Source organism: Xenorhabdus yunnanensis (assembly GCF_028598805.1).
In the GTDB taxonomy this organism is placed as follows: domain Bacteria; phylum Pseudomonadota; class Gammaproteobacteria; order Enterobacterales; family Enterobacteriaceae; genus Xenorhabdus; species Xenorhabdus yunnanensis.
Window position 1 is genome coordinate 38814 of record NZ_JAQRFI010000003.1, and the last position, 22573, is coordinate 61386.

The window sequence follows — 22573 nt, forward strand, 5'->3', positions numbered from 1 at the left end:
ATACATTATAGTGATTGGCGGGATAAGTAACATTGCGAGATATAAACGATGATCAAACAAAGGACATTAAAACGTATTGTTCAAGCGACCGGCGTCGGTTTGCACACCGGGAAGAAAGTCACGCTGATAATGCGTCCAGCGCCGGCTAATACCGGGGTCATCTATCGTCGTACTGACTTGAATCCTCCGGTTGATTTTCCGGCAGATGCCAAATCTGTGCGTGATACTATGCTCTGTACTTGTCTGGTGAATGAGCATAATGTGCGTATTTCAACAGTTGAGCATTTGAATGCAGCGCTGGCTGGCTTAGGAATCGACAATATTGTTATTGAAGTCGATGCCCCCGAAGTCCCGATTATGGATGGCAGCGCCAGCCCATTTGTTTTCCTGTTATTGGATGCGGGCATTGAAGAGCTGAACGTAGCGAAGAAATTCGTACGAATGAAAGAAAGCGTTCGTGTAGAAGACGGTGATAAATGGGCTGAATTGTCACCATATCATGGCTTCAGTCTGGATTTTACCATCGACTTTAATCATCCAGCGATTGATGCCAGTTCACAGCGCTATAGTCTGGATTTTTCTGCGGATTCATTTGTTCGCCAGATTAGTCGGGCGCGTACTTTTGGATTTATGCGCGATATTGAGTACTTGCAGTCTCAAGGGTTATGCCTTGGCGGCAGCTTTGATTGTGCAATTGTGGTTGATGACTACCGCGTACTCAATGAAGATGGCTTGCGTTTTGATGATGAATTCGTCCGCCATAAGATGTTGGACGCCATCGGTGATATGTTCATGTGTGGCTATAATATCATTGGTGCCTTTACAGCATTCAAATCAGGCCATGCACTGAATAACAAATTGCTGCAAGCTGTTTTAGCGAAGGAAAGTGCTTGGGAATTTGTCACATTTGAAGATGAAGCTGAAATGCCATTGGCTTTCCGCGCTCCATCATTAGTGTTGGCATAACAGGTGTTAGCATAATGGCTAACGCGTGTATTGATACATGTATTTTGATAAAGAGTGTTGAGCGCATTCCTATGATGCACCCGCGGGTTGTATTGTCTGTTATGCTACTTTCGCTGATGTTCTTCATTCAGCGCTAGCGCTTCTTTTTGGCTGTACTGGTACTCTCTCCGGCCAGCGCAGCCAACCGTTCCAATTTCCTTTTCAATTTTTCAGGACTGTTTTCAGCCAACATCATTAATGTTTTTGCACTTTCATGGGTTAATTGGCGCTTTGGTAATTCCTGATTATCATTACTGAATGCTTTTGTTGACGATTTTGAGAATCCTTGTTCATTATTATCACACTTAACCATTAATGATGGATTAATCCTGATGTCGATTGAGGATAAAGATGGTAGAATTTCGCTTCTCAATGTAGACAGCAAACAGGGAATTTCATAACGAAGCCGGGTCATCCAACTGGCATTTCCCGCTTCCAGTACCAGAATTTGTTTGCGATAATTGGCGACCCTGCACCACGGGTGCAGTTGTGCAGGAAGCAAACTGAGAACTGTACGGTTGAGTTTCAATAATGCGATGGCATGTTGTTGAATAACTTGAAGTGGGCTTTTTCCGACAGTTGCCGCATCTTCAAACAGCGTATCCAGGGATTGTGGGCGGCTATCTCGCATAATAGAAGCAGTTCCAGTATTTATTAATGAAGGGTTAATGAGTATTTTAAATCTTTGGCGACAATTTGGTAGGCGTTATTTTTGGTCTCACCTTTTACTGGGCATGGTTGCTACAGGAATTGGTGTCCCTACTGTTTTTGCTGGAGTGGCAGAAAGCCTAACCCATACAAATACTTCCTCTACCCAAGGAAGCAGTAATCAAGCACTTTCCTCTTTTGAACACTTATTTAAATTACACTTGCTCCAATTAAAAAGTGTCCAGCGTCAGCCTTTTAATTATTTAAATTATTGGCAGCAACATGCCGTTCGTAATGTGATCCGTCAACTTTCTTTTGCTTTTTCTGTTACAGAGCTAGTCAGATGCGAAGTAGCAAAAGAAAGTACTCGGGTTTCCTCTCCATCCATGCAACAACTTATGCTGGATACATTGCATGCCATGCTGACACAAGCACCAACGCCATTTGAAGGAGTTACCTCAGATGTTGCGATGGTGAATTTTGTACTTCCTGATACCCATACTCCAGCTCTTTGGGTAGCAAAAGTGCAGGGAATTAGGGCAGGGCCAACACCCAATCATCTATTTTTGCTTTAATGCGGCTGTTTTATTTCATCCTAATTTTAATAAGACAGTTTTTAATAAATAAATGATTTATACCCAATGGATTTCAAGATGCGTCGCGGCGGCCAGGGAGCGAATCCCCGGAAGCATAGATAACTATGTGACTGGGGTGAGTGCAGCCAACAAAGAGGCAACTTGAAAGACGAAAGGTATATTGGCTACAACAATAGCCTTATCTGAGATGCACTAATTATGCTGATTAAATTACTGACAAAAATTTTTGGTAGTCGTAATGACCGTACCTTGCGCCGTTTGCACAAAGTGGTTGATGTCATCAACCAAATGGAATCGGATTTTGAAAAACTTTCTGATGAAGAACTGAAAGCGAAAACCAGTCAGTTCCGTGCTCGCTTAAAAGAAGGTGAACCTCTGGAAAAAATTATGCCAGAAGCCTTTGCTACTGTGCGTGAAGCCAGTAAACGTGTGTTTGGCATGCGTCACTTTGATGTGCAGCTACTGGGTGGGATGGTATTGAATGAGCGTTGCATCGCGGAGATGCGCACCGGTGAAGGTAAGACGCTGACAGCAACATTACCTGCTTATCTTAACGCCTTAAGTGGTAAAGGTGTTCACGTTGTTACCGTGAACGATTACTTGGCACAGCGTGATGCTGAAAATAACCGTCCATTGTTTGAGTTTCTTGGCCTGAGTGTTGGCATTAACTTACCGGGCATGCCAGCATCGGCAAAACGTGAAGCCTATGCTACGGATATCACTTACGGTACCAACAATGAGTTTGGTTTCGACTATCTGCGTGACAATATGGCATTTAGTCCAGAAGAGCGTGTTCAACGCAAATTGCATTATGCATTGGTGGATGAGGTGGACTCCATTCTGATCGATGAAGCCCGTACTCCATTGATTATTTCAGGGCCTGCGGAAGACAGCTCTGAGCTTTATATCAAAGTGGACAAACTGATCCCGAAACTAATTCGTCAGGAAAAAGAGGATTCAGATTCATTCCAGGGAGAAGGCCATTTTTCTGTTGATGAAAAAACACGCCAAGTCAACCTGACAGAGCGTGGCTTGGTGCTGATTGAAGAGTTATTGGTGGATGCTAAATTGATGGATGAAGGCGAATCCTTGTATTCACCGACCAATATCATGCTGATGCACCATGTGACAGCCGCTTTGCGCGCTCATGCTCTGTTTACCCGTGATGTTGATTATATCGTTAAAGACGGTGAGGTTATCATCGTTGATGAACATACAGGGCGTACCATGCAAGGGCGTCGTTGGTCTGATGGCTTGCACCAAGCTGTGGAAGCTAAAGAAAGTGTCGAAATTCAGAATGAAAACCAGACGCTGGCTTCAATCACATTCCAGAACTATTTCCGTATATACGAAAAACTGGCAGGGATGACAGGAACAGCCGATACGGAAGCCTTTGAATTCAGTTCCATTTATAAACTGGATACCATTGTTGTTCCAACCAATCGCCCAATGATCCGTAAGGATTTGTCAGATCTGGTCTACATGACAGAAGCAGAAAAAATTGATGCAATCATTGAAGATATCAAAGATCGGACAAACAGCGGTCAGCCTGTTTTGGTGGGAACGATTTCGATTGAAAAATCGGAACTCATTTCTAAGGCATTAACTAAAGCTGGCATTGTACATAACGTATTGAACGCAAAATTCCATGCAATGGAAGCTGACATTGTTGCACAGGCTGGTCAGGCTAGTACGGTAACTATTGCAACCAACATGGCAGGACGTGGTACAGATATCGTGTTGGGAGGAAGCTGGCAGGCGGAAATTGCTAAATTGGTAGATCCAACCGAAGCACAAATCGAGAAAATTAAGGCAGAATGGCAAGAGCGCCATGATGCAGTATTGGCAGCGGGTGGATTACATATTATCGGTACAGAGCGTCATGAATCACGCCGTATTGATAACCAGTTACGTGGTCGTGCAGGACGTCAGGGTGATGCGGGTTCTTCGCGCTTCTATCTCTCAATGGAAGACTCCTTGATGCGTATTTTTGCTTCTGATCGTGTGACGGGCATGATGCGTAAACTTGGCATGCAGCCGGGTGAAGCGATTGAACACCCATGGGTGACTAAAGCTATTGCTAATGCTCAGCGTAAAGTTGAGAGCCGTAACTTTGATATCCGTAAACAATTGCTGGAATATGATGATGTCGCGAATGATCAGCGCCGTGCAATTTATGCTCAGCGTAACGATTTGCTTGATGTGAGTGATGTCAGCGAAACCATCACCAGCATCCGTGAAGATGTCTTCAAAATAACAATTGATGCTTACATTCCACCGCAATCACTGGAAGAAATGTGGGATATTGACGGCTTGCAGGAACGTTTAGTCAACGATTTCGATTTGGATCTGCCGATTAAAGAGTGGTTGGACAAAGAGCCTGAATTACACGAAGAAATGTTGCGTGAACGTATTCTTGAGAAAGCGATCGAAGTTTATAAGCAGAAAGAAGAAATCGTCAGTACAGAAATGATGCGTAACTTTGAAAAAGGCATCATGTTGCAAACTTTGGATACATTATGGAAAGAGCATTTGGCTGCGATGGATTATCTGCGTCAGGGGATTCACCTGCGTGGTTATGCACAGAAAGATCCAAAACAGGAATACAAACGTGAATCCTTCTCCATGTTTTCCAACATGCTGGAATCACTGAAATATGAAGTGATCAGCACTTTGAGCAAAGTGCAGGTTAGAATGCCAGAAGAAGTTGAAGCGCTTGAACAGCAGCGTCGTGAAGAAGCTGAGCGTTTGGCAAGACAACAACATTTGAGCCATGAAGTTGAGCAAGGTGCGTTGATGTCAGAAGCTGAGGCTCAAATGGCAACGGGAGAGCGCAAAGTCGGACGTAATGATCCTTGCCCATGTGGTTCTGGCAAAAAATTTAAGCATTGCCACGGTAGTTTATAAGTAATGTTAATCGTGCTAATGGAATTGACTAATTCAGTTGCCGTTAGCACGAATTGATTTAACAAAAACCCTTAAATCTTATTCTGCAAGAACACTCTTCAATAAAACTTGCTTAAGGAATAGATCTGAGGGTTTTGTCATATAAAGGCTTAGATTACGGCAATTCTCTGCTATTCAATACTAATTCCTGCATATTACCTACATTTTTGATAAATTGATCGTCGTGAGAAATTAGCACCATAGCACCCGTATAATCATGTAGTGCTTTTTGAAGCAGTTCACGTGACTCAATATCCAGATGATTGTCTGGTTCATCCAATAACAGTAGGGCAGGCGCATATGGCCCACAAAACAGGCAAGTTAATGCGACTTTCAGTTGTTCTCCCCCACTTAGATAGCCAACAGGCTTTAAGGCTTCATCGCCTCGAATACGCAACTGTGCCAATCGAGTACGGTAACGATCTTCAGTCCAGCCTGGTGACTGCAATTGAAAGTTATGCAATGCAGATTGGTTTTTATCAAGGAAAGAAAAATGCTGATCCATCAGGCGATGTGAAGGTGTTACCTGGCAAATACCTTGCTTGGGTATGAGAGAACCCGTCATTACTTTTAGTAGGGTGGATTTTCCACTGCCATTTTTACCCATGATAACGAGACGATCACTGTTATTGAGAGTCAAGCTGATTGGGGAATCTGAACCAAAAGGTAAAATGATATCTTGTAAGTAAAGTAGAGGAGCAGTAGCCGTTTGTGGGATTGCAACTACAATTGATAATGGATCAATAATTTCCAGTTTCGCTCTGGCATCTGTAGCGAGTGATGAACTCCTTTGAATTCGTTCTTTGTGTTGTATTGCTTGCCGTGACAGCGTGGCTTCTGAGCGTCCAAGTTGACGATCAAGGAGGATTTGGGCTTGATTGGCATTTTCTCGTTTTTGCTTGCCTTGACTTTGCCTTTTACTGGTTTTTTCACGGTCTTTTTGCTTATCACGCAAAACTTGTTTCAGATTTTTTTGAGTTTGATCCACTTCGCGTTGAATACCGAGCCTTAGTTGTTCCTTACTTTCCAGCCAAGTTTCCCATCCACCAATACTACGAAATAATCCCAATCCACCCAGTTCATAAATAATTGATACATATTGTAAAAGTTGGGTATCATGGGTTACCAGCAAAACTCCCCCATCGAAAGTTCCCAGCCATTGAGACAACCAAAGACGCCCTTGCCGATCAAGGTGATTGCTTGGCTCATCCAGAATCATAAAACCAGCACCTTGCCGTTTTAGTGTTAATAGCCTGATCCGTGTTTGCTCACCACCACTGAGGGAATCAAAAGACTGATTTAATATATTTGGATTGAGTTCACCTTCCGCAAGCAGAGATTCAGTCTGAAATTGCCAATCCCAATTACCTTCCATAGCATCAAAATCTGCTTCATCACCAATCCCTGCCAGGACGCGTTCATTGACTCTCATAATTTTGGTTAATCCCAGTATATCCGCGACATTACCGGCAAAAGATGTCAAACCTTGTGATAAATAACCCACATCACAAAAATGCTTTACACTGCCTTCTGTGGGAAGAACCTGCTGTGCCAATATTGATGCCAGCCAAGATTTACCAATACCATTCCGTCCAATTAACGCATGTTGTTCTGCATTCAAAAACATATCAATACCAGAAAACAGGGATATTGCTTCACCAGAAAATTGATAGGCGATTTGCCTTGCTTCGATCAATGATTGAACATCATTTTGCATAAACTGTGCTTCCTTAATCTTTAAAATAGTTGTTTCAATCTATTTGTAAGTTAATTTCTTACACTGTTTGCAGTCTGTTTTTACATAATATGTTTTTATATAGAGAGGTAATTGATAATAAAAAGCGGTAAAAACGATTACACTTTGAATGAAATACAAGTTTGCGATTTAAACTAATTTTAATGTAGTCTGCAAGAGATAGTCACTAAGGTTAATAAACAGCAAGAAAAATGATTATGGAAAAAAAATATCTGCATATTGCAGCAGGCATCATTAAAAATAGCAATGATGAAATTTTTATCACTCAGCGCAGCGCTGATTCGCATATGGGCGGCTTTTGGGAGTTCCCCGGAGGAAAACTTGAGCAGGGAGAAACATCTGAACAAGCATTGATTAGAGAATTAAAGGAAGAGGTTGGAATTACGGTAACTCACTGTGAATTAATTGATACCATCACACATGATTTTCCTGATAGAAGTATTATTCTTGACTTTTTTTTGGTTGATGAATGGAAAGATGAGCCATTTGGTAAAGAAGGACAACCTTCACGTTGGGTTTTGCAATCAGAATTAATTGCTGATGAATTTCCTCCAGCCAATCGCAGTGTTGTGGGTTTTTTAACCAAAAATGGCACTTATTAAAGAATTGTTAATAAATCAGGACATTTTAAGATAGCTATTTTGAGAACATTATTATTTGAGTGCTTTTTGGGGTTTATTGGTTTTCAATTAACTCGTTAAATAGACAGCGGCGCTGAATAAAATAGGCGCCGCTATGACATACGTTATGTGATATTTATGATGTTACTTATACTGCTCAGGTTCTTCGCTCCAGTTATCATTTTCTGAACTGTCGTTTTGACTTGGTATCCTTTTGTCCTCGCTGGCCCATTCACCCAAATCGATTAATTGGCAACGTTTACTGCAAAATGGGCGATAAGGGCTAATTTCTCCCCATATTACTGTGTTGCCACACGTTGGACATTCGACAGTCAATACTTCAGACATATTACTTTCTCCTGCTTAATTTGAAGGCCATACCCTCCATTTTTCACGCCGCGCTTTACTTGAAATTTATTGGGCATATGTTAGCAGCACGCTAATTCAAATGACAAATGAGTAGGTATAACACCATGTTCATTATCCATTGGTAAGAAACGGATGGCGAAGCGCGTTTTATAGCCAGAGACTTGTGGGTAAACCAAGGAATTTGGCATAACGTCCAATTTTAATCTCAGCAAATCGGCTTCATCTGCGTTCCCTTGATAAAATCCATTATGGCTGGATTTAGGAGTGAAAATGGCAGAGTGGCGTACGAGACCCAGAATGCTTTCCAAGGCTTGTTGTAATGGTCGAAGGCTATCTAGCCAGATTGTGACGGATTCATCCCTGACAGATTGTGGTAAATGCAGCCACAGATGCAATGTTGGCAAGTCAAAGCTACAACACCCTCCGGGGATATTGAGCCGTTGACGTACCATGCTGATAATACGATCTTCTTTAATATGTTGGCTAAGCCGAGGAGCTTGGTTCAAGGCAATACTGCGTTCTTTAAGTTGCTCTGACAAACTATGGATCATAGCTGTATCGGCATTCGGAGCACCGAGCCATTGTTTTAATTTTGCTTGCTGGCGATCTAGCTCTTTCAATAGTTCAGAGCGGACTTCACCGCGTTCTAGAATCTCAATTAATTCGGCAATTGTACGGAAAAACGAGAGGCTACTCGCTTGAGAATCCAGATGACGTTGTTTTTCCAACTGTTGCAGTGAAGACTCAATCCTCAACCATGAACGCATTTTTTCGTTGAGTGGATGTTCAAAAATAATAGTAGAGGTTGCTTCACTCATTACGGTTTTCCTGTCTGACTGATTCTGCTTGTTTTAAATACTGTTGATGTAATTCAACCACACGAGAGGTAATATCCTGTTCGCTGTTGTGGTTAACAATGACATCATCTGCCTTTTCCAGTCTGCCCTGACGGCTGGCTTGTGCAGCCAGAATATTTTCTACTTGCTCACGGCTCACTCCATCACGAACCATTGTTCGGCTAATTTGTATTTCAGCTGGGATATCAACAACTAAAATACGATCTGCCAAATGCATTAAATTATTTTCAATTAGCAGAGGAACTACCCAAATGGCATAGGGAGTAGTCACTTGGTTTAATTGCCGCTGTGTTTCTACTTGGATCAATGGATGCAAAAGTGCATTGAGCCACTTTTTCTCTTCTGGGGCCGCAAAAATTTTTTGGCGCAGCATTGCGCGGTTAAGGCTGCCATCGGGCAATAATATATCGGCCCCAAAATGCTCTGTAATTGCTTGTAATGCGGTAGTACCAGGAGCTACTACTTCTCTGGCGATAATATCTGCATCAACAATCGGGACACCAAGGGATGAAAACACATTAGAGATAGTCGTTTTACCGCTACCAATTCCACCTGTAAGCGCAACAATATAAGTCATTCTATCCCTTTAAATATATCTGATAGCATAATTAAATTGTAACTCAAGGGAAGCTGATGAGCTATAAACAAACACATCAATTCCTGATATTGCGGCCTTGAGAAAAGGTAACGAAATATGTAAGTATATTGTTATGTTAATTATATTGTTACGTTAATATTGTACCTAATTGAAAAATAGGCAAATACATAGCCAGCAATAATAAACCGACGATCAATGCCATTATCAGCATCAACAAAGGCTCCAATAATTGAACCAAACTATCAGCAAGATTGATTGACTTTTCTTGATACCATTCTGCAAGATTGAATAAAAATAATTCTAACTCTCCTGACTCTTCACCTATTATGACAAATTGTTGACATAGAGAAGGGAAATGTGGCGTTTGTTTTAATGCATCACTCATTGGAATACCTTGTTGAATTTGCCTGTACAGGCTTTTTACTCCAGCGATAAAAACAGGGTGTTGGGTTGCACTCAGTGCACATTCAAGCCCTGTCATTAGTGTCAATCCAGCTTTTTGTGTCATGAACAGGATATGAAATATTTGATTAGTCTGTTGGTAAATGGTGAGTTGTTTAAAAATAGGGAGCCTCATAAAGAACATTTTTTCCTTTGCTTTAAAAATTGGAAAACGATGTCGTAACCATAGATAACTAATTAACAATATAAATATTATTATCATTAATAATACGCCATGATGGATCAATAAATCAGAACCTGATAGAACCCATTGTGTTAGCAGAGGCAAGCTGGCATTTAACGAGGAGTAAACTTGCCGAAATTCTGGTAGAACAAAAATCAACATTAGAGTAATAACTAAAAAGCTTACAAAAGCGACAATTAAGGGATAGTGATAAGCTTTCTGAACTTTCTTCCTCAACTTATTTTGCTGTTCCAACCGATTAATGATTAATTGGCAGCAGTTTTCAAGCTGACCGGTTTGTTCTCCTACTGCGATCATTTGACAGAATAGGGGGGAAAATAGTTTAGGATAATGCTTAAGTGTTGTTGAGAATGATTCCCCCTGACGAATTTTCTGAATCATATCGGTTAGTACACATCGCCAGAGAGCATGTTTACACTCTTGCAATAGGATGGTAAGCCCCCTGAGAAGAGGAATACCTGATGCCAGTAATGTGCTTAACTGATGAATAAAATGCAGGCGATATGCAATTTCCTTTTCGCTGTAATAAATAATTTTTTTGCATTTAATGGCATAGGGTTGAAGATCGAGATGGCTGAGATATTGGAATATACTCTTTTTGCTGCGACCAATGCTCTCTCCTTTTATAGCATTTCCTTTTTTATTAATGGCTTGCCATTGGTAAATATATTCTATTTTCATACTGTTTCATGGCCTGTAATCTGATAAATCTCTTCAAGGGTGGTTATTCCTTTTTCCACCAATGCAAGCCCTGCTAAAAAAAGAGTTGAATCCTGCTGTGAGGCAAGTAAATGTGAGAAGTTGGTGTTGGAATGCTCTGACAGGGCTTGCTGAAGTTCGGCCTTTATTTCGAGAAATTCATAGATGGCGATTCTGCCATAATAGCCAGAAAAGCAGTGATCACAACCCATTGCGTTCCATTTTTTTATAGAAAGCGATTGTTTTATAGCACTGGATTTTACGGCAGTACATTTGGAGGATACGGAAATATTTTCTAAATTATTCGCAATATCAGAATTAGTAATATTAGGTAGCACTGTGGGAATGCTGTCTTGTTGTCGGCAATGGGGGCAGAGCTTACGAACTAATCGCTGTGCAATAATCAATTTCACACATGAAGCTATGGTATAGCCAGAAATTCCCAGATTTTGTAGGCGAGATAATGTATCAATAGTTGAATTGGTATGCAATGTTGATAAAACCAAGTGACCAGTTTGCGCTGCTTTCATTGATATTTCGGCAGTTTCATTGTCACGGATTTCACCAACCATAATGATATCGGGATCTTGCCGTAGTAACGCCCTAAGGACTTTGGCGAAATCGAGACCAATCTTGTTATTAACAGGCGTTTGATTAATGCCATTTAAAGGGATTTCAACAGGATCTTCGACACTACAGATATTCTTTTTAGCTTGGTTTAAATATTGCAGGCAACTGTACAGTGTGACGGTTTTTCCACTGCCAGTTGGGCCTGTTACTAAAATCATCCCTTGTGGCAAATGTAGCTTCTGTTTTAAAAGTTGGAATTGTGATTCAGGCAGACCCAATTGTTCCAACGATAATTGGTGTATGGTATTTAAAATACGCAGGACTATTTTTTCTCCATGCAAAGTAGGTAATGTTGATATACGTATCGCATAACTGTTTTTGTTGTCATTCCAATCAAATTGCCCATCTTGCGGCTGACGTTTTTCAGCGATGTTGAGCTTTGCCATGATCTTTAAGCGGGCAGGAATACCTGTATTCATTTGAGGAGGTGGTGTTTGCATGGTATGCAATGCACCATCAACTCGGATACGTATTTGATAGCCACGTTGAGAAGGTTCAAAATGAATATCTGAAGCTCTTTTCTGTATTGAAGTTAATATTGTCTGATTAATTAGTTGAATAACAGGTGTATCTATTTCTTCATCATGGAGATCGTTTGCTTGTATTGCATCATGATGACGAGCATAGCTGCTATTAAGACGATCTATACGGTACGGTTCCTCTTCATTATTTTCTGAACAGTAATTTTCTACAGATATTAATGAGCTTTCTTGTGTCAGCATGGATTCTATTTTTGCTTGAGGCCAAATATCTATATTAACGATTAAACCTGAAATAAATCTCAGTGCAGCTATGAAATCCTCATTAGGGGATTGACTACAGGCGATTGTGATCGTATAGGAATCTTTTTTTATAATAATCGCGTGATGTCGTTGACACAGTTCCTTTATTTCTTTTTCCATCAAAAGATACTCCTTACTTATCATTATCTCTATTCCTTTAATATTGCATTGATTTGATTATCTTCTTTTTTGAAAGACAATGTATTTTCTCTTTATAATTGTTTTTTTACTTTTCTAGCTGCATATCTTGATTAATTTTCTTCTTTTATCTTGTATTTAAAACCTGTCAGGAATGAAAGGAGATGTTTAAAACTTTAAGGTTTCCTGACATTTTAGTTTTAACGATTCATCTTTAGATTCACAAATCGTTTTCCACTGAGTAAGGCCACTCTTAGTATCTCGAATGGGTTTTAGAGTGGCATGAAGTCCACTGAGATTTTGTTGGCCCAATATGCTTATTTCCCCTTCTGTTACTGAGATAGTATTGATATAGCGGCTATTGTGGCCTGATGGGATGGAAGGATGACCAGAGTGGCAATCTTTGTAATTTTCAGATTCAAAGCGACAAAGTTCCACACCGGATTTATAGGGCACAATAGCTTGTAGCATATCGGTTAACGCTGCTTTTTGGATATATCCCTGATAACTGGGAATAGCAATTGCGCCAAGAATAGACACGATAGCCATAACAACCATCACTTCAATTAATGTAAATCCTTGTTGTTTCATTTTTCCTCCTTTGTGCGTATTTAGACAGCTTATTATGTTCAATAGCGGATAGATGCCGGTGCCAATAAGCATGAAGAAAAAGAAGAAAAATAAAATATCGTTAGTAAACTTTATGAAGTTGGCTCGAAAAAATAACTTTATATTACATTTTTTTGCAAAAATTTTTCGAGTCTGCTCGTAAATAAAAAAACGTCAGGAATATTGGCGAATGGAAGGTGTTAACATGCCCACCTGTTACACTTTAGACGTAAGCATGACGCTTAGCGAAGGTTCTTGATGTTATTAAATATTAAGGGGGAGTAAAAGAGTGAAACTGTATGAAGGGTGGATTGATGGCGCGCGAAAGGTTATTTCACCACATTGTGATTTGCGCCCAGAGGGAGAGACACCATCATTACTGGTCATTCATAACATCAGCTTACCTCCCGGCAAGTTTGGAGGCCCTTATATTGATCAATTATTTATGGGAACACTAGATCCGAAAGACGATCCTTTTTTTGATGAGATCAAACATTTGTGTGTTTCTGCTCACTGCTTAATCCGGCGTGATGGAGAAATTGTGCAATATATCCCTTTCAATAAAAGAGCTTGGCATGCTGGTGTTTCCTGCTACTGTGACCGTGATAAATGCAATGATTTTTCGATAGGCATTGAACTGGAAGGCACAGATTATGAGGAATTTACTGAAATTCAGTATACCAAGTTAGCAGAAGTTACTGAGCTGCTTATTGGTCAATATCCTGATATTCGTGACAATATTACAGGGCACAGCGATATCGCTCCGGGTAGGAAAACTGATCCCGGGCCTTATTTTTATTGGGAACACTATCGTAAATTATTGAAGGAGTGAGTTGAATGACTCTCTTTATTCTATTGTTAATACTGGCATGGGAACGTGTTTTTAAGATGGGAGATCACTGGCAGTTGGAACGCTACTTAGCTCCATTTTTTGCCAGAGTAAAATCACATTCACTGTGGAGTAGTTTGGGGATGACCTTTCTGGTTGCCCTATTAACTTGGGTGTTTATTGCTATTTCCAGCTCTGTGGCTTTTGGTATTCCCGCGATTGTGCTGAGTATCATAATCAGTCTGCTATGTATTGGTGCAGGTGGGTTGCGTCATGATTATCGTGGGTATCTTCAGGCCGTGCGTCAAGATGATCCTGAGCAGCAGAATAAATATCTTGCTCGCTTGACGATGATTCAGGGAGCATTGCCTGATACCACAAAAGAAGAGCGGTTGCGTGAGATACAGAATTCATTGATTTGGATAAACTTCCGTTATTATCTCGCCCCTATTTTTTGGTTGGCTGTATTGGGTAAATTTGGGCCTGCCATTTTGATGGGATATGGTTGTCTCAGAGCTTACCAAGGTTGGTTGGCACAACACGCAACGGCAGTGCAGAGAGCACAATCGGGAGTAGATAGAATATTGCATTGGCTGGATTGGCTCCCTACACGTTTGGCTGGTATTGCCTATGCTTTGCTGGGGCATGGCGAGAAAGCCTTACCAGCTTGGATTGCGTCACTTACTGATTTTCGGTCATCTCAATACAAAGTGATCAGTCAATTGGCGCAATTTGCATTAAGTAAAGAGCCTCAACTGAATCCTATAGAAACGCCTGTTGTTGCTGTAACGTTGGCAAAAAAGGCGACTTTTACTATTGTGATTATTGTTGCATTGTTGACGATTTACGGAGCATTGGTTTAACAATAGAGGGATAGGGGATTGGTGTTAGCAATCATCTGTCCTGATCTTTTAAACCAAAGATTCGTTGCCTTATCGTCGTGATCTACTGGATCATAGGTCAGTTTGACGAAAGATACCTGCCATAGCGACAAGGATGGGGTTGGCGGGAATTTTATAGGTAGCTATCTAGGTTCTCTGCGATTTTTGAGTGCCTATTTTGAGTCGCCAGGTTGGATGATTTATAGACTTCACTCGGGAAGCTTTGTTTGCTATTTTTTAATTTAAATTCCATTTAATTGATTGTTTATTCACATTGCAGAAGTGTTGCGATAAATTTTGCCTATTTATGCATTTCATAAATGTTAAATCCAATCAATTTTTCCCTTCTTAAAATCCCTTTTAGTTATAATTTTCTAATAAAATTTAAAATAATTTGTTAAAATTTGCAGCTTTTTATGATTTAGCTCAAGGTCTTTATAGACAGCTAGTGAATACTTTGTTACTTTAAGACCCTGTATTCTAAATTGGTATTACCAATTTACTTTAGCCCGTTAGCTAGGGTTTAGTTACTAATGTTTAGTCACTAAGGCTTAGTTGAATTGGGCATAGCCCGAAGCAACATTTACTTATTGAATGGCTTACAGCAGATATGGCCTATAGCAAAATTCGCCAACCAAAGTTATCAGATGTGATTGAGCAGCGTCTTGAACAGCTCATTCTCGAAGGCTCGCTACGCCCGGGAGAAAAGCTGCTGCCTGAGCGTGAGCTGGCAAAGCAGTTTGAAGTATCACGTCCTTCGTTGCGCGAAGCCATTCAAAAACTGGAAGCCAAAGGCTTTCTTTTCCGTCGTCAAGGTGGAGGAACTTTCATACAGAATAATCTGTGGCAAAGTTTCAGCGACCCGCTTGCCCAACTTATTGCAGAGAATCAAGAATCCCAGTTCGATCTCCTTGAAGCGCGCCATGCTTTAGAAGGGATCGCTGCTTACTATGCAGCCCTGAGGGGAACTGATGAGGATTTCAAACGCATTGAGCAAAGCCATTTTGCCATTCAAGAAGCACAACAAAGTGGCGATGTAAATGCAGAATCTGAAGCTGTCCTGCAATATCAGCTTGTTGTCACGGAAGCTGCCCATAATGTGGTATTGCTACATTTGTTGCGCTGTATGATCCCGATGTTAGAACAAAATATCAGGCGCAATTTTGAAGTTATCTATACCCGTAAAGAAATGTTGGCAGCCGTTAGTGACCATAGAGCTGAGATTTTTCGCTCTATCATGGCGAGGGAACCGGAAAAAGCCCGTGAGGCTTCCCATCGCCATTTGGCCTTTATTGAAGAAGTTTTATTGGATCTGACTCGTGAATATACTCGTCGTGAGCGTTCATTGAGGCGGCTCCAGCAACATCAGGAATAAGAGCCTGTCCTTTGGGGCGTCATAGACAAATCAAATTCCCAAATGGGGTGGGTTCTAAACTTGGCTGTACAGATCCTGACTGCTGCGTTTGTACAGTTCCTCAACTCTTTATCCAAGAGTTTTAGCGGCAACATATAGCAGGGCCTATCTTCCGGTCATAACAGGCAGTTTAGTCAAAGGGTATGACCAGAAGATAGGCTCCAACAATCATTAGAAATAGATAACAGATAAGGAATACACCATGTCAGATATTTTGAAAAATGACGTGGATCCGATCGAAACTCGCGATTGGTTACAGGCGATCGAATCGGTCATCCGTGAAGAAGGTGTTGAGCGTGCTCAGTTCCTGATTGATCAGGTTTTGAGTGAAGCTCGTAAAGGTGGCATTAACGTTGCTGCAGGTATTGCAAGCCGTGATTACATCAACACTATTCCTGTTGAGGATGAGCCTGCTTACCCCGGCAACCTGAATTTGGAGCGTCGTATCCGCTCTGCTATTCGCTGGAATGCAGTGATGACCGTTCTGCGTGCATCCAAAAAAGATCTGGAACTGGGTGGCCACATGGCTTCATTCCAGTCTTCCGCTACTGTTTATGACGTTTGTTTTAACCACTTCTTCCGTGCTCGCAGCGAAAATGATGGCGGTGACTTGGTATACTTCCAGGGCCACATTTCTCCGGGCGTTTATGCACGTGCATTCCTTGAAGGTCGTCTGACTGAAGAACAGATGAATAATTTCCGTCAGGAAATCGGTGGTAATGGCCTGTCTTCTTACCCGCATCCAAAACTGATGCCTGATTTCTGGCAGTTCCCAACTGTTTCAATGGGTCTGGGACCAATCTCCGCTATTTATCAGGCTAAGTTCCTGAAATATCTGGAGCATCGTGGTCTAAAAAATACCTCTGAACAAACCGTTTATGCTTTCTTGGGTGACGGTGAAATGGATGAACCAGAATCTAAAGGTGCGATCACTATCGCAACCCGTGAAAAACTGGATAATTTGGTATTTATCATCAACTGTAACTTGCAGCGTCTGGATGGCCCAGTAACCGGTAACGGCAAAATCGTTAACGAACTGGAAGGCATCTTCGACGGCGCTGGCTGGCAGGTACTGAAAGTCCTGTGGGGTGAGCGTTGGGACGAACTGCTGCGTAAAGACACCAGCGGTAAACTGGTTCAATTGATGAACGAAACGCTGGACGGCGACTATCAGACATTTAAGTCCAAAGATGGCGCTTATGTTCGTGAACACTTCTTCGGTCGTTACCCAGAAACTGCTGCATTAGTCAAAGACATGACTGATGATGAAATTTGGGCTCTGAACCGTGGTGGTCATGATCCGAAGAAAGTTTACGCTGCACTGAAAAAAGCGCAGGAAACTACGGGTAAACCAACTGTAATCTTGGCTCAGACCATCAAAGGTTACGGTATGGGTGATACCGCTGAAGGTAAAAATATTGCTCACCAGGTCAAGAAAATGAACATGGAAGGCGTTCGTCAATTCCGTGATCGTTTCAATGTACCTGTATCTGATGAGCAGATCGAAAGCCTGCCATACGTGACTTTCGACAAAGACTCTGAAGAATCCAAATACCTGCATGAGCGTCGTAATGCACTGGGTGGTTACCTGCCAAGCCGTCGCGTTAACTTCGACGACAAACTGGAAATCCCAGCTCTGGAAGACTTCAGCTCTCTGCTGGAAGAACAATCCAAAGAAATTTCTACCACTATCGCTTTCGTTCGTGCATTGAATGTCATGCTGAAGAACAAGTCGATCAAAGATCGTCTGGTTCCAATCATTGCTGACGAAGCACGTACTTTCGGTATGGAAGGTCTGTTCCGTCAAATCGGTATCTACAGCCCGAATGGTCAGCAGTATACTCCGCAGGATCGCGAGCAGGTTGCATACTATAAAGAAGATTCTAAAGGCCAGATCCTGCAAGAAGGTATTAACGAACTGGGTGCTGCTTCATCTTGGCTGGCTGCTGCAACGTCTTACAGCACCAACAACCTGCCAATGATCCCATTCTATATCTACTACTCCATGTTCGGATTCCAGCGTATCGGTGATCTGTGCTGGGCAGCGGGTGACCAGCAAGCTCGCGGCTTCTTGGTTGGTGGTACTTCTGGTCGTACAACTCTGAACGGTGAAGGTTTGCAGCACGAAGATGGCCATAGCCATATTCAGTCTCTGACTATTCCTAACTGTATCTCTTATGATCCAGCATTCGCTTATGAAGTTGCTGTTATCATGCATGATGGTTTGGAGCGTATGTATGGTGAGAAACAAGAAAACATCTACTACTACATCACCACACTGAACGAAAACTATCACATGCCAGCAATGCCTGAAGGCGTTGAAGAAGGTATCCGTAAAGGTATCTACAAGCTGGAAGTCTTGGAAGGCGCGAAAGGTAAAGTTCAGTTGCTGGGTTCAGGTTCTATCCTGCGTCATGTTCGTGAAGCAGCGAAGATCTTGTCTGCTGAATACGGCATCGGTTCCGATGTATACAGCGTAACTTCCTTCACTGAACTGGCTCGTGATGGTCAGGATTGTGAACGTTGGAACATGCTGCATCCATTAGAAGAACCTCGTGTTCCTTATATTGCTCAGATCATGAATGAAACGCCAGCAGTTGCTTCTACTGACTACATGAAACTGTTTGCAGAACAAGTACGTAACTTCGTTCCTGCAAGCGACTATCGTGTATTGGGTACTGACGGTTTCGGTCGTTCTGACAGCCGTGAAAACCTGCGTCACCACTTCGAAGTTGATGCTTCTTATGTGGTTGTGGCGGCTCTGGGTGAATTGGCTAAACGTGGCGAAGTTGATGTAAAAGCCGTTGAAGAAGCTATTAAGAAATATAACATCAACCCAGAAAAAGCTAACCCACGTCTGGCATAAGAGGTAAAGATTAATGTCTATCGAAATTAACGTACCTGATATTGGTGCAGATGAAGTTGAAGTTACCGAGATTCTGGTGAAAGTAGGTGACACAGTTGAAGTAGAACAGTCACTGATCACGGTTGAAGGTGACAAGGCTTCTATGGAAGTCCCATCGCCACAGGCGGGTGTAGTTAAAGAAATCAAAGTTGCGGCTGGCGATAAAGTTGAAACTGGTAAACTGATCATGATTTTTGAATCAGCAAACGGTGCAGCAGATGCTGCACCTGTACAGCAAGCAGCGTCAGCGGCACCACCAGCAGCAGCCGAAAGCAAAGAAGTGAACGTACCAGATATCGGTGACGATGAAGTTGAAGTTACCGAAATCATGGTAAAAGTGGGTGATACCATCACTGAAGAGCAGTCACTGATCACGGTTGAAGGTGACAAGGCTTCTATGGAAGTTCCTGCACCATTCGCGGGTACTGTGAAAGAGATCAAAATTGCCGCTGGCGACAAAGTCAAAACCGGCTCTTTGATCATGGTATTCGAAGTTGCGGGTACAGCACCTGCGGCAGCGCCGATATCGGCTCCAGCAGCACCTGCGGCAAAAGAAGTGAACGTACCGGATATCGGTGGTGACGAAGTTGAAGTTACCGAAATCATGGTAAAAGTGGGTGACACCATCGCTGAAGAGCAGTCACTGATCACGGTTGAAGGTGACAAGGCTTCTATGGAAGTTCCTGCACCATTCGCGGGTACTGTGAAAGAGATCAAAATTGCCGCTGGCGATAAAGTCAAAACCGGCTCTTTGATCATGGTATTCGAAGTTGCAGGTGCGGCAGCGCCAGCAGCTCCAGCTCCTGCGGCTGAACTTGCGAAAGCAGTATCGGCTCCAGCAGCAAGCAAGCCAGCAGAAGGCAAAAGCGAATTTGCAGAAAATGACGCTTATGTTCATGCAACTCCAGTGATCCGTCGTCTGGCGCGTGAATTTGGCGTAAATCTGGCTAAAGTTAAAGGTACTGGCCGTAAAGGTCGCATCCTGCGTGAAGACGTTCAGGCTTACGTGAAAGATGCTATCAAACGTGCAGAAGCAGCTCCTGCTGCTGCGGGCGGTGGTTTGCCCGGCATGTTGCCTTGGCCGAAAGTTGATTTCAGCAAGTTCGGTGAAATCGAAGAAGTTGAAATGAGCCGCATCCAGAAAATCTCCGGTGCTAACCTGAGCCGTAACTGGGTCATGATCCCTCACGTTAACCTGTTCGATGAAGCGGATATCACTGAAGTTGAAGAGTTCCGTAAACAACAGAACAAAGAAGCTGAGAAGAAACAGCTGGGTGTGAAGATCACTCCGCTGGTATTCGTGATGAAAGCAGCAGCGAAAGCACTGGAAGCAATGCCTCGCTTTAACAGCTCCATTTCTGAAGATGGCCAGAAGCTGATCCTGAAAAAGTATGTCAACATCGGTATCGCGGTTGATACACCTAATGGTCTGGTTGTTCCTGTATTCAAGGATGTCAACAAGAAAGGCATCATGGAACTGTCCAGAGAACTGGCTGAAGTTTCCAAGAAAGCTCGTGCTGGTAAATTGACTGCTTCCGACATGCAGGGTGGCTGCTTCACCATCTCCAGCCTAGGTGGTATTGGTACTACCGGTTTTGCACCAATTGTAAATGCGCCAGAAGTGGCAATCATGGGTCTGTCTCGTTCTTCCATGAAACCAGTCTGGAATGGCAAGGAATTCGTTCCTCGTCTGATTCTGCCTATGTCTCTGTCTTTCGATCACCGTGTGATCGATGGGGCAGATGGTGCGCGCTTCATCACTTATATTAATCAATTTATGAGTGATATCCGCCGTTTGGTGATGTAATTCAAAGGCCGGTATATTTACCGGCCTAATGATTACTACTGTGACAGATATTTTCTTCTTGTATCTGGCAGGTTGGGATTTCTGTCACGTTAACGCGCTTTTCAGGTTATTTACAATTCTGTAAACTGCTCGCGGTGTGTACGTCCCGGTGGAATATGGTTTTTTACCCAATGGATTTCGCGTTGCAGCTAGGCGGCAAGTGAACGAATCCCCAGGAGCATAGATAACTATGTGACCGGGGTGAGAGAGCGAAGCCAACAAAGCGGCAATGTGAAATACGAAGGGTATTTTCGTCTGACTCGCCGGACAAACAATTAAGAGGTCATGATGAGTACTGAAATTAAAGCCCAGGTAGTGGTGCTTGGAGCAGGCCCAGCAGGGTATTCTGCTGCTTTTCGTTGTGCAGACTTAGGTTTGGATACTGTTCTGGTTGAGCGTTACTCTACTTTGGGTGGTGTTTGTCTTAATGTTGGTTGTATTCCATCCAAGGCGCTGCTTCATGTTGCAAAAGTAATTGAAGAAGCAAAAGCACTGGCACAACACGGTATCGTGTTTGGTGAGCCACAAACTGATATTGATAAGATCCGCCTGTGGAAAGAAAAAGTTATTTCCCAGCTGACTGGTGGCCTGGGCGGCATGGCTAAAGGCCGTAAAGTTAACGTTGTTAACGGTGTTGGTAAATTTACAGGTGCTAACACTCTGGTAGTTGAAGGCGAAAACGGCGCAACAACGATTAATTTTGATAACGCCATTATCGCAGCGGGTTCACGCCCAATTCAGCTGCCATTCATTCCACATGATGATTCTCGCGTATGGGATTCTACCGATGCACTGGAACTGAAAACTGTTCCGGGACGCCTGTTGGTAATGGGCGGCGGCATTATCGGTCTGGAAATGGGTACTGTTTATCATGCTCTGGGTTCCCAGATTGACGTGGTAGAAATGTTCGATCAGGTTATTCCTGCTGCGGACAAAGACATTGTTAAAGTGTTCACTAAGCGCGTCAGCAAGAAATTCAACCTGATGCTGGAAACTAAAGTGACAGCGGTAGAAGCTAAAGAAGATGGCATCTACGTGACAATGGAAGGCAAGAAAGCCCCTGCTGAACCACAGCGCTATGACGCAGTTCTGGTTGCTATAGGTCGTGTACCAAACGGTAAACTGCTGGATGCAGGTAAAGCTGGTGTAGAAGTTGATGAGCGTGGCTTTATCCATGTGGATAAACAAATGCGTACTAACGTACCTCACATCTTTGCTATCGGTGATATCGTTGGTCAGCCAATGCTGGCGCACAAAGGTGTCCATGAAGGTCACGTTGCTGCTGAAGTTATTTCTGGCAAGAAACATTACTTCGATCCAAAAGTTATCCCATCCATTGCTTACACTGAACCAGAAGTGGCATGGGTTGGTCTGACTGAGAAAGAAGCGAAAGAAAAAGGCATCAGCTACGAAACTGCAACTTTCCCATGGGCAGCATCTGGTCGTGCAATTGCATCTGACTGTTCAGATGGTATGACGAAGCTGATTTTCGATAAAGAGTCTAACCGTATTATCGGTGGTGCTATTGTTGGTACTAACGGTGGTGAACTGCTGGGTGAAATCGGTCTGGCTATCGAAATGGGCTGTGACGCAGAAGATATCGCTCTGACTATCCATGCTCACCCAACTCTGTACGAATCAATCGGTATGGCTGCGGAAATTTACGAAGGCAGCATTACTGATTTGCCAAACCCTAAGGCAAAGAAAAAGAAATAATTCTTTAGTTCTTGTCGTAGGTTAAGCAAAATTTTAAACGGCTTCCAAATTGGAAAGCCGTTTTTATTTGATAACTGACTGCT

18 protein-coding genes are annotated in these 22573 nt (G+C 42.5%); 10 read left to right on the forward strand and 8 right to left on the reverse strand.

The features are described 5' to 3' along the window. Positions 1-48 precede the first annotated feature (48 nt). Positions 49-966, forward strand: coding sequence for a UDP-3-O-acyl-N-acetylglucosamine deacetylase (gene lpxC, locus PSI23_RS01925; protein ID WP_273553478.1), 918 nt, complete (start codon positions 49-51; stop codon positions 964-966). Between the two features lie 133 nt (positions 967-1099). On the opposite strand, the gene PSI23_RS01930 is transcribed toward lpxC, so the two are convergent. Further along, positions 1100-1636 carry a DUF721 domain-containing protein gene (locus tag PSI23_RS01930; RefSeq protein ID WP_273553479.1) on the reverse strand — a complete coding sequence of 179 codons (537 nt, stop codon included), beginning with the start codon at positions 1634-1636 and terminating at the stop codon, positions 1100-1102. A 37-nt stretch (positions 1637-1673) separates the two neighbouring features. On the opposite strand from PSI23_RS01930, the gene secM reads away from it, so the two are divergent. Both secM and secA read left to right on the forward strand, forming a co-directional pair. Then, the gene (gene secM / locus PSI23_RS01935; RefSeq protein WP_273553480.1) at positions 1674-2228 is read left to right on the forward strand and encodes a secA translation cis-regulator SecM; all 555 of its coding nucleotides are present in this window, start codon (positions 1674-1676) and stop codon (positions 2226-2228) included. Between the two features lie 219 nt (positions 2229-2447). Then, positions 2448-5156, forward strand: a complete 2709-nt coding sequence (gene secA / locus PSI23_RS01940; RefSeq protein WP_273553481.1) for a preprotein translocase subunit SecA — start codon at positions 2448-2450, stop codon at positions 5154-5156. 154 nt (positions 5157-5310) lie between these two features. Here secA and PSI23_RS01945 read toward each other — a convergent pair whose 3' ends face one another. Continuing rightward, positions 5311-6912, reverse strand: a complete 1602-nt coding sequence (locus PSI23_RS01945) for an ATP-binding cassette domain-containing protein (RefSeq protein WP_273553482.1) — start codon at positions 6910-6912, stop codon at positions 5311-5313. Positions 6913-7148: 236 nt separating this feature from the next. Here PSI23_RS01945 and mutT point away from each other — a divergent pair, with 236 nt between their 5' ends. Beyond that, on the forward strand, positions 7149-7553 hold the full coding sequence (gene mutT / locus PSI23_RS01950; protein ID WP_273553483.1) for an 8-oxo-dGTP diphosphatase MutT: 405 nt from the start codon (positions 7149-7151) through the stop codon (positions 7551-7553). Between the two features lie 162 nt (positions 7554-7715). Here the strand turns inward: mutT and yacG are convergent, their stop codons facing one another. From yacG to ppdD, 6 genes are all read right to left on the reverse strand, one after another. After that, the gene (gene yacG, locus PSI23_RS01955) at positions 7716-7919 is read right to left on the reverse strand and encodes a DNA gyrase inhibitor YacG (RefSeq protein WP_273553484.1); all 204 of its coding nucleotides are present in this window, start codon (positions 7917-7919) and stop codon (positions 7716-7718) included. An 80-nt stretch (positions 7920-7999) separates the two neighbouring features. Next, complete coding sequence (gene zapD / locus PSI23_RS01960) at positions 8000-8758, reverse strand: cell division protein ZapD (RefSeq protein WP_273553485.1); 759 nt, start codon at positions 8756-8758, stop codon at positions 8000-8002. Further along, entirely contained in the window at positions 8751-9374 is a 624-nt protein-coding gene (coaE, locus tag PSI23_RS01965; RefSeq protein ID WP_273553486.1) for a dephospho-CoA kinase, read from the reverse strand. Before coaE ends, zapD begins: the two co-directional genes overlap by 8 nt. Before the next feature lie 148 nt (positions 9375-9522). Beyond that, complete coding sequence (hofC, locus tag PSI23_RS01970; RefSeq protein WP_273553487.1) at positions 9523-10722, reverse strand: protein transport protein HofC; 1200 nt, start codon at positions 10720-10722, stop codon at positions 9523-9525. Continuing rightward, positions 10719-12296 (reverse strand): type II secretion system protein GspE, encoded by a 1578-nt coding sequence (gene gspE / locus PSI23_RS01975; protein WP_273553488.1) that lies wholly within the window; start codon positions 12294-12296, stop codon positions 10719-10721. Before gspE ends, hofC begins: the two co-directional genes overlap by 4 nt. Before the next feature lie 162 nt (positions 12297-12458). Then, positions 12459-12881 carry a prepilin peptidase-dependent pilin gene (gene ppdD, locus PSI23_RS01980; RefSeq protein ID WP_273553489.1) on the reverse strand — a complete coding sequence of 141 codons (423 nt, stop codon included), beginning with the start codon at positions 12879-12881 and terminating at the stop codon, positions 12459-12461. Between the two features lie 307 nt (positions 12882-13188). Here ppdD and ampD point away from each other — a divergent pair, with 307 nt between their 5' ends. The 6 genes from ampD (at position 13189) to lpdA (ending at position 22490) form a co-directional block, all read left to right on the forward strand. Further along, positions 13189-13731: a 1,6-anhydro-N-acetylmuramyl-L-alanine amidase AmpD gene (ampD, locus tag PSI23_RS01985; protein WP_273553490.1), complete on the forward strand. Its 543-nt coding sequence runs from the start codon at positions 13189-13191 to the stop codon at positions 13729-13731. Positions 13732-13736: 5 nt separating this feature from the next. Beyond that, entirely contained in the window at positions 13737-14591 is an 855-nt protein-coding gene (ampE, locus tag PSI23_RS01990) for a beta-lactamase regulator AmpE (RefSeq protein WP_273553491.1), read from the forward strand. Between the two features lie 628 nt (positions 14592-15219). Beyond that, positions 15220-15984 (forward strand): pyruvate dehydrogenase complex transcriptional repressor PdhR, encoded by a 765-nt coding sequence (pdhR, locus tag PSI23_RS01995; RefSeq protein ID WP_273553492.1) that lies wholly within the window; start codon positions 15220-15222, stop codon positions 15982-15984. A gap of 241 nt (positions 15985-16225) precedes the next feature. Beyond that, on the forward strand, positions 16226-18889 hold the full coding sequence (aceE, locus tag PSI23_RS02000) for a pyruvate dehydrogenase (acetyl-transferring), homodimeric type (RefSeq protein WP_273553493.1): 2664 nt from the start codon (positions 16226-16228) through the stop codon (positions 18887-18889). 13 nt (positions 18890-18902) lie between these two features. Further along, complete coding sequence (gene aceF / locus PSI23_RS02005) at positions 18903-20735, forward strand: pyruvate dehydrogenase complex dihydrolipoyllysine-residue acetyltransferase (RefSeq protein WP_273553494.1); 1833 nt, start codon at positions 18903-18905, stop codon at positions 20733-20735. Positions 20736-21062: 327 nt separating this feature from the next. After that, the gene (gene lpdA / locus PSI23_RS02010; protein WP_273553495.1) at positions 21063-22490 is read left to right on the forward strand and encodes a dihydrolipoyl dehydrogenase; all 1428 of its coding nucleotides are present in this window, start codon (positions 21063-21065) and stop codon (positions 22488-22490) included. The last annotated feature ends 83 nt before the right edge of the window (positions 22491-22573 follow it).

Coding starts and splice junctions, on each gene's coding strand:
- gspE (WP_273553488.1), bottom strand. CDS start 12,296: ATGATAAGTAAGGAGTATCTTTTGATGGAAAAAGAAATAAAGGAACTG.
- secA (WP_273553481.1), top strand. CDS start 2,448: ATGCTGATTAAATTACTGACAAAAATTTTTGGTAGTCGTAATGACCGT.
- ppdD (WP_273553489.1), bottom strand. CDS start 12,881: ATGAAACAACAAGGATTTACATTAATTGAAGTGATGGTTGTTATGGCT.
- PSI23_RS01930 (WP_273553479.1), bottom strand. CDS start 1,636: ATGCGAGATAGCCGCCCACAATCCCTGGATACGCTGTTTGAAGATGCG.
- ampE (WP_273553491.1), top strand. CDS start 13,737: ATGACTCTCTTTATTCTATTGTTAATACTGGCATGGGAACGTGTTTTT.
- lpxC (WP_273553478.1), top strand. CDS start 49: ATGATCAAACAAAGGACATTAAAACGTATTGTTCAAGCGACCGGCGTC.
- PSI23_RS01945 (WP_273553482.1), bottom strand. CDS start 6,912: ATGCAAAATGATGTTCAATCATTGATCGAAGCAAGGCAAATCGCCTAT.
- lpdA (WP_273553495.1), top strand. CDS start 21,063: ATGAGTACTGAAATTAAAGCCCAGGTAGTGGTGCTTGGAGCAGGCCCA.
- aceE (WP_273553493.1), top strand. CDS start 16,226: ATGTCAGATATTTTGAAAAATGACGTGGATCCGATCGAAACTCGCGAT.
- yacG (WP_273553484.1), bottom strand. CDS start 7,919: ATGTCTGAAGTATTGACTGTCGAATGTCCAACGTGTGGCAACACAGTA.
- zapD (WP_273553485.1), bottom strand. CDS start 8,758: ATGAGTGAAGCAACCTCTACTATTATTTTTGAACATCCACTCAACGAA.
- pdhR (WP_273553492.1), top strand. CDS start 15,220: ATGGCCTATAGCAAAATTCGCCAACCAAAGTTATCAGATGTGATTGAG.
- secM (WP_273553480.1), top strand. CDS start 1,674: ATGAGTATTTTAAATCTTTGGCGACAATTTGGTAGGCGTTATTTTTGG.
- mutT (WP_273553483.1), top strand. CDS start 7,149: ATGGAAAAAAAATATCTGCATATTGCAGCAGGCATCATTAAAAATAGC.
- hofC (WP_273553487.1), bottom strand. CDS start 10,722: ATGAAAATAGAATATATTTACCAATGGCAAGCCATTAATAAAAAAGGA.
- coaE (WP_273553486.1), bottom strand. CDS start 9,374: ATGACTTATATTGTTGCGCTTACAGGTGGAATTGGTAGCGGTAAAACG.
- aceF (WP_273553494.1), top strand. CDS start 18,903: ATGTCTATCGAAATTAACGTACCTGATATTGGTGCAGATGAAGTTGAA.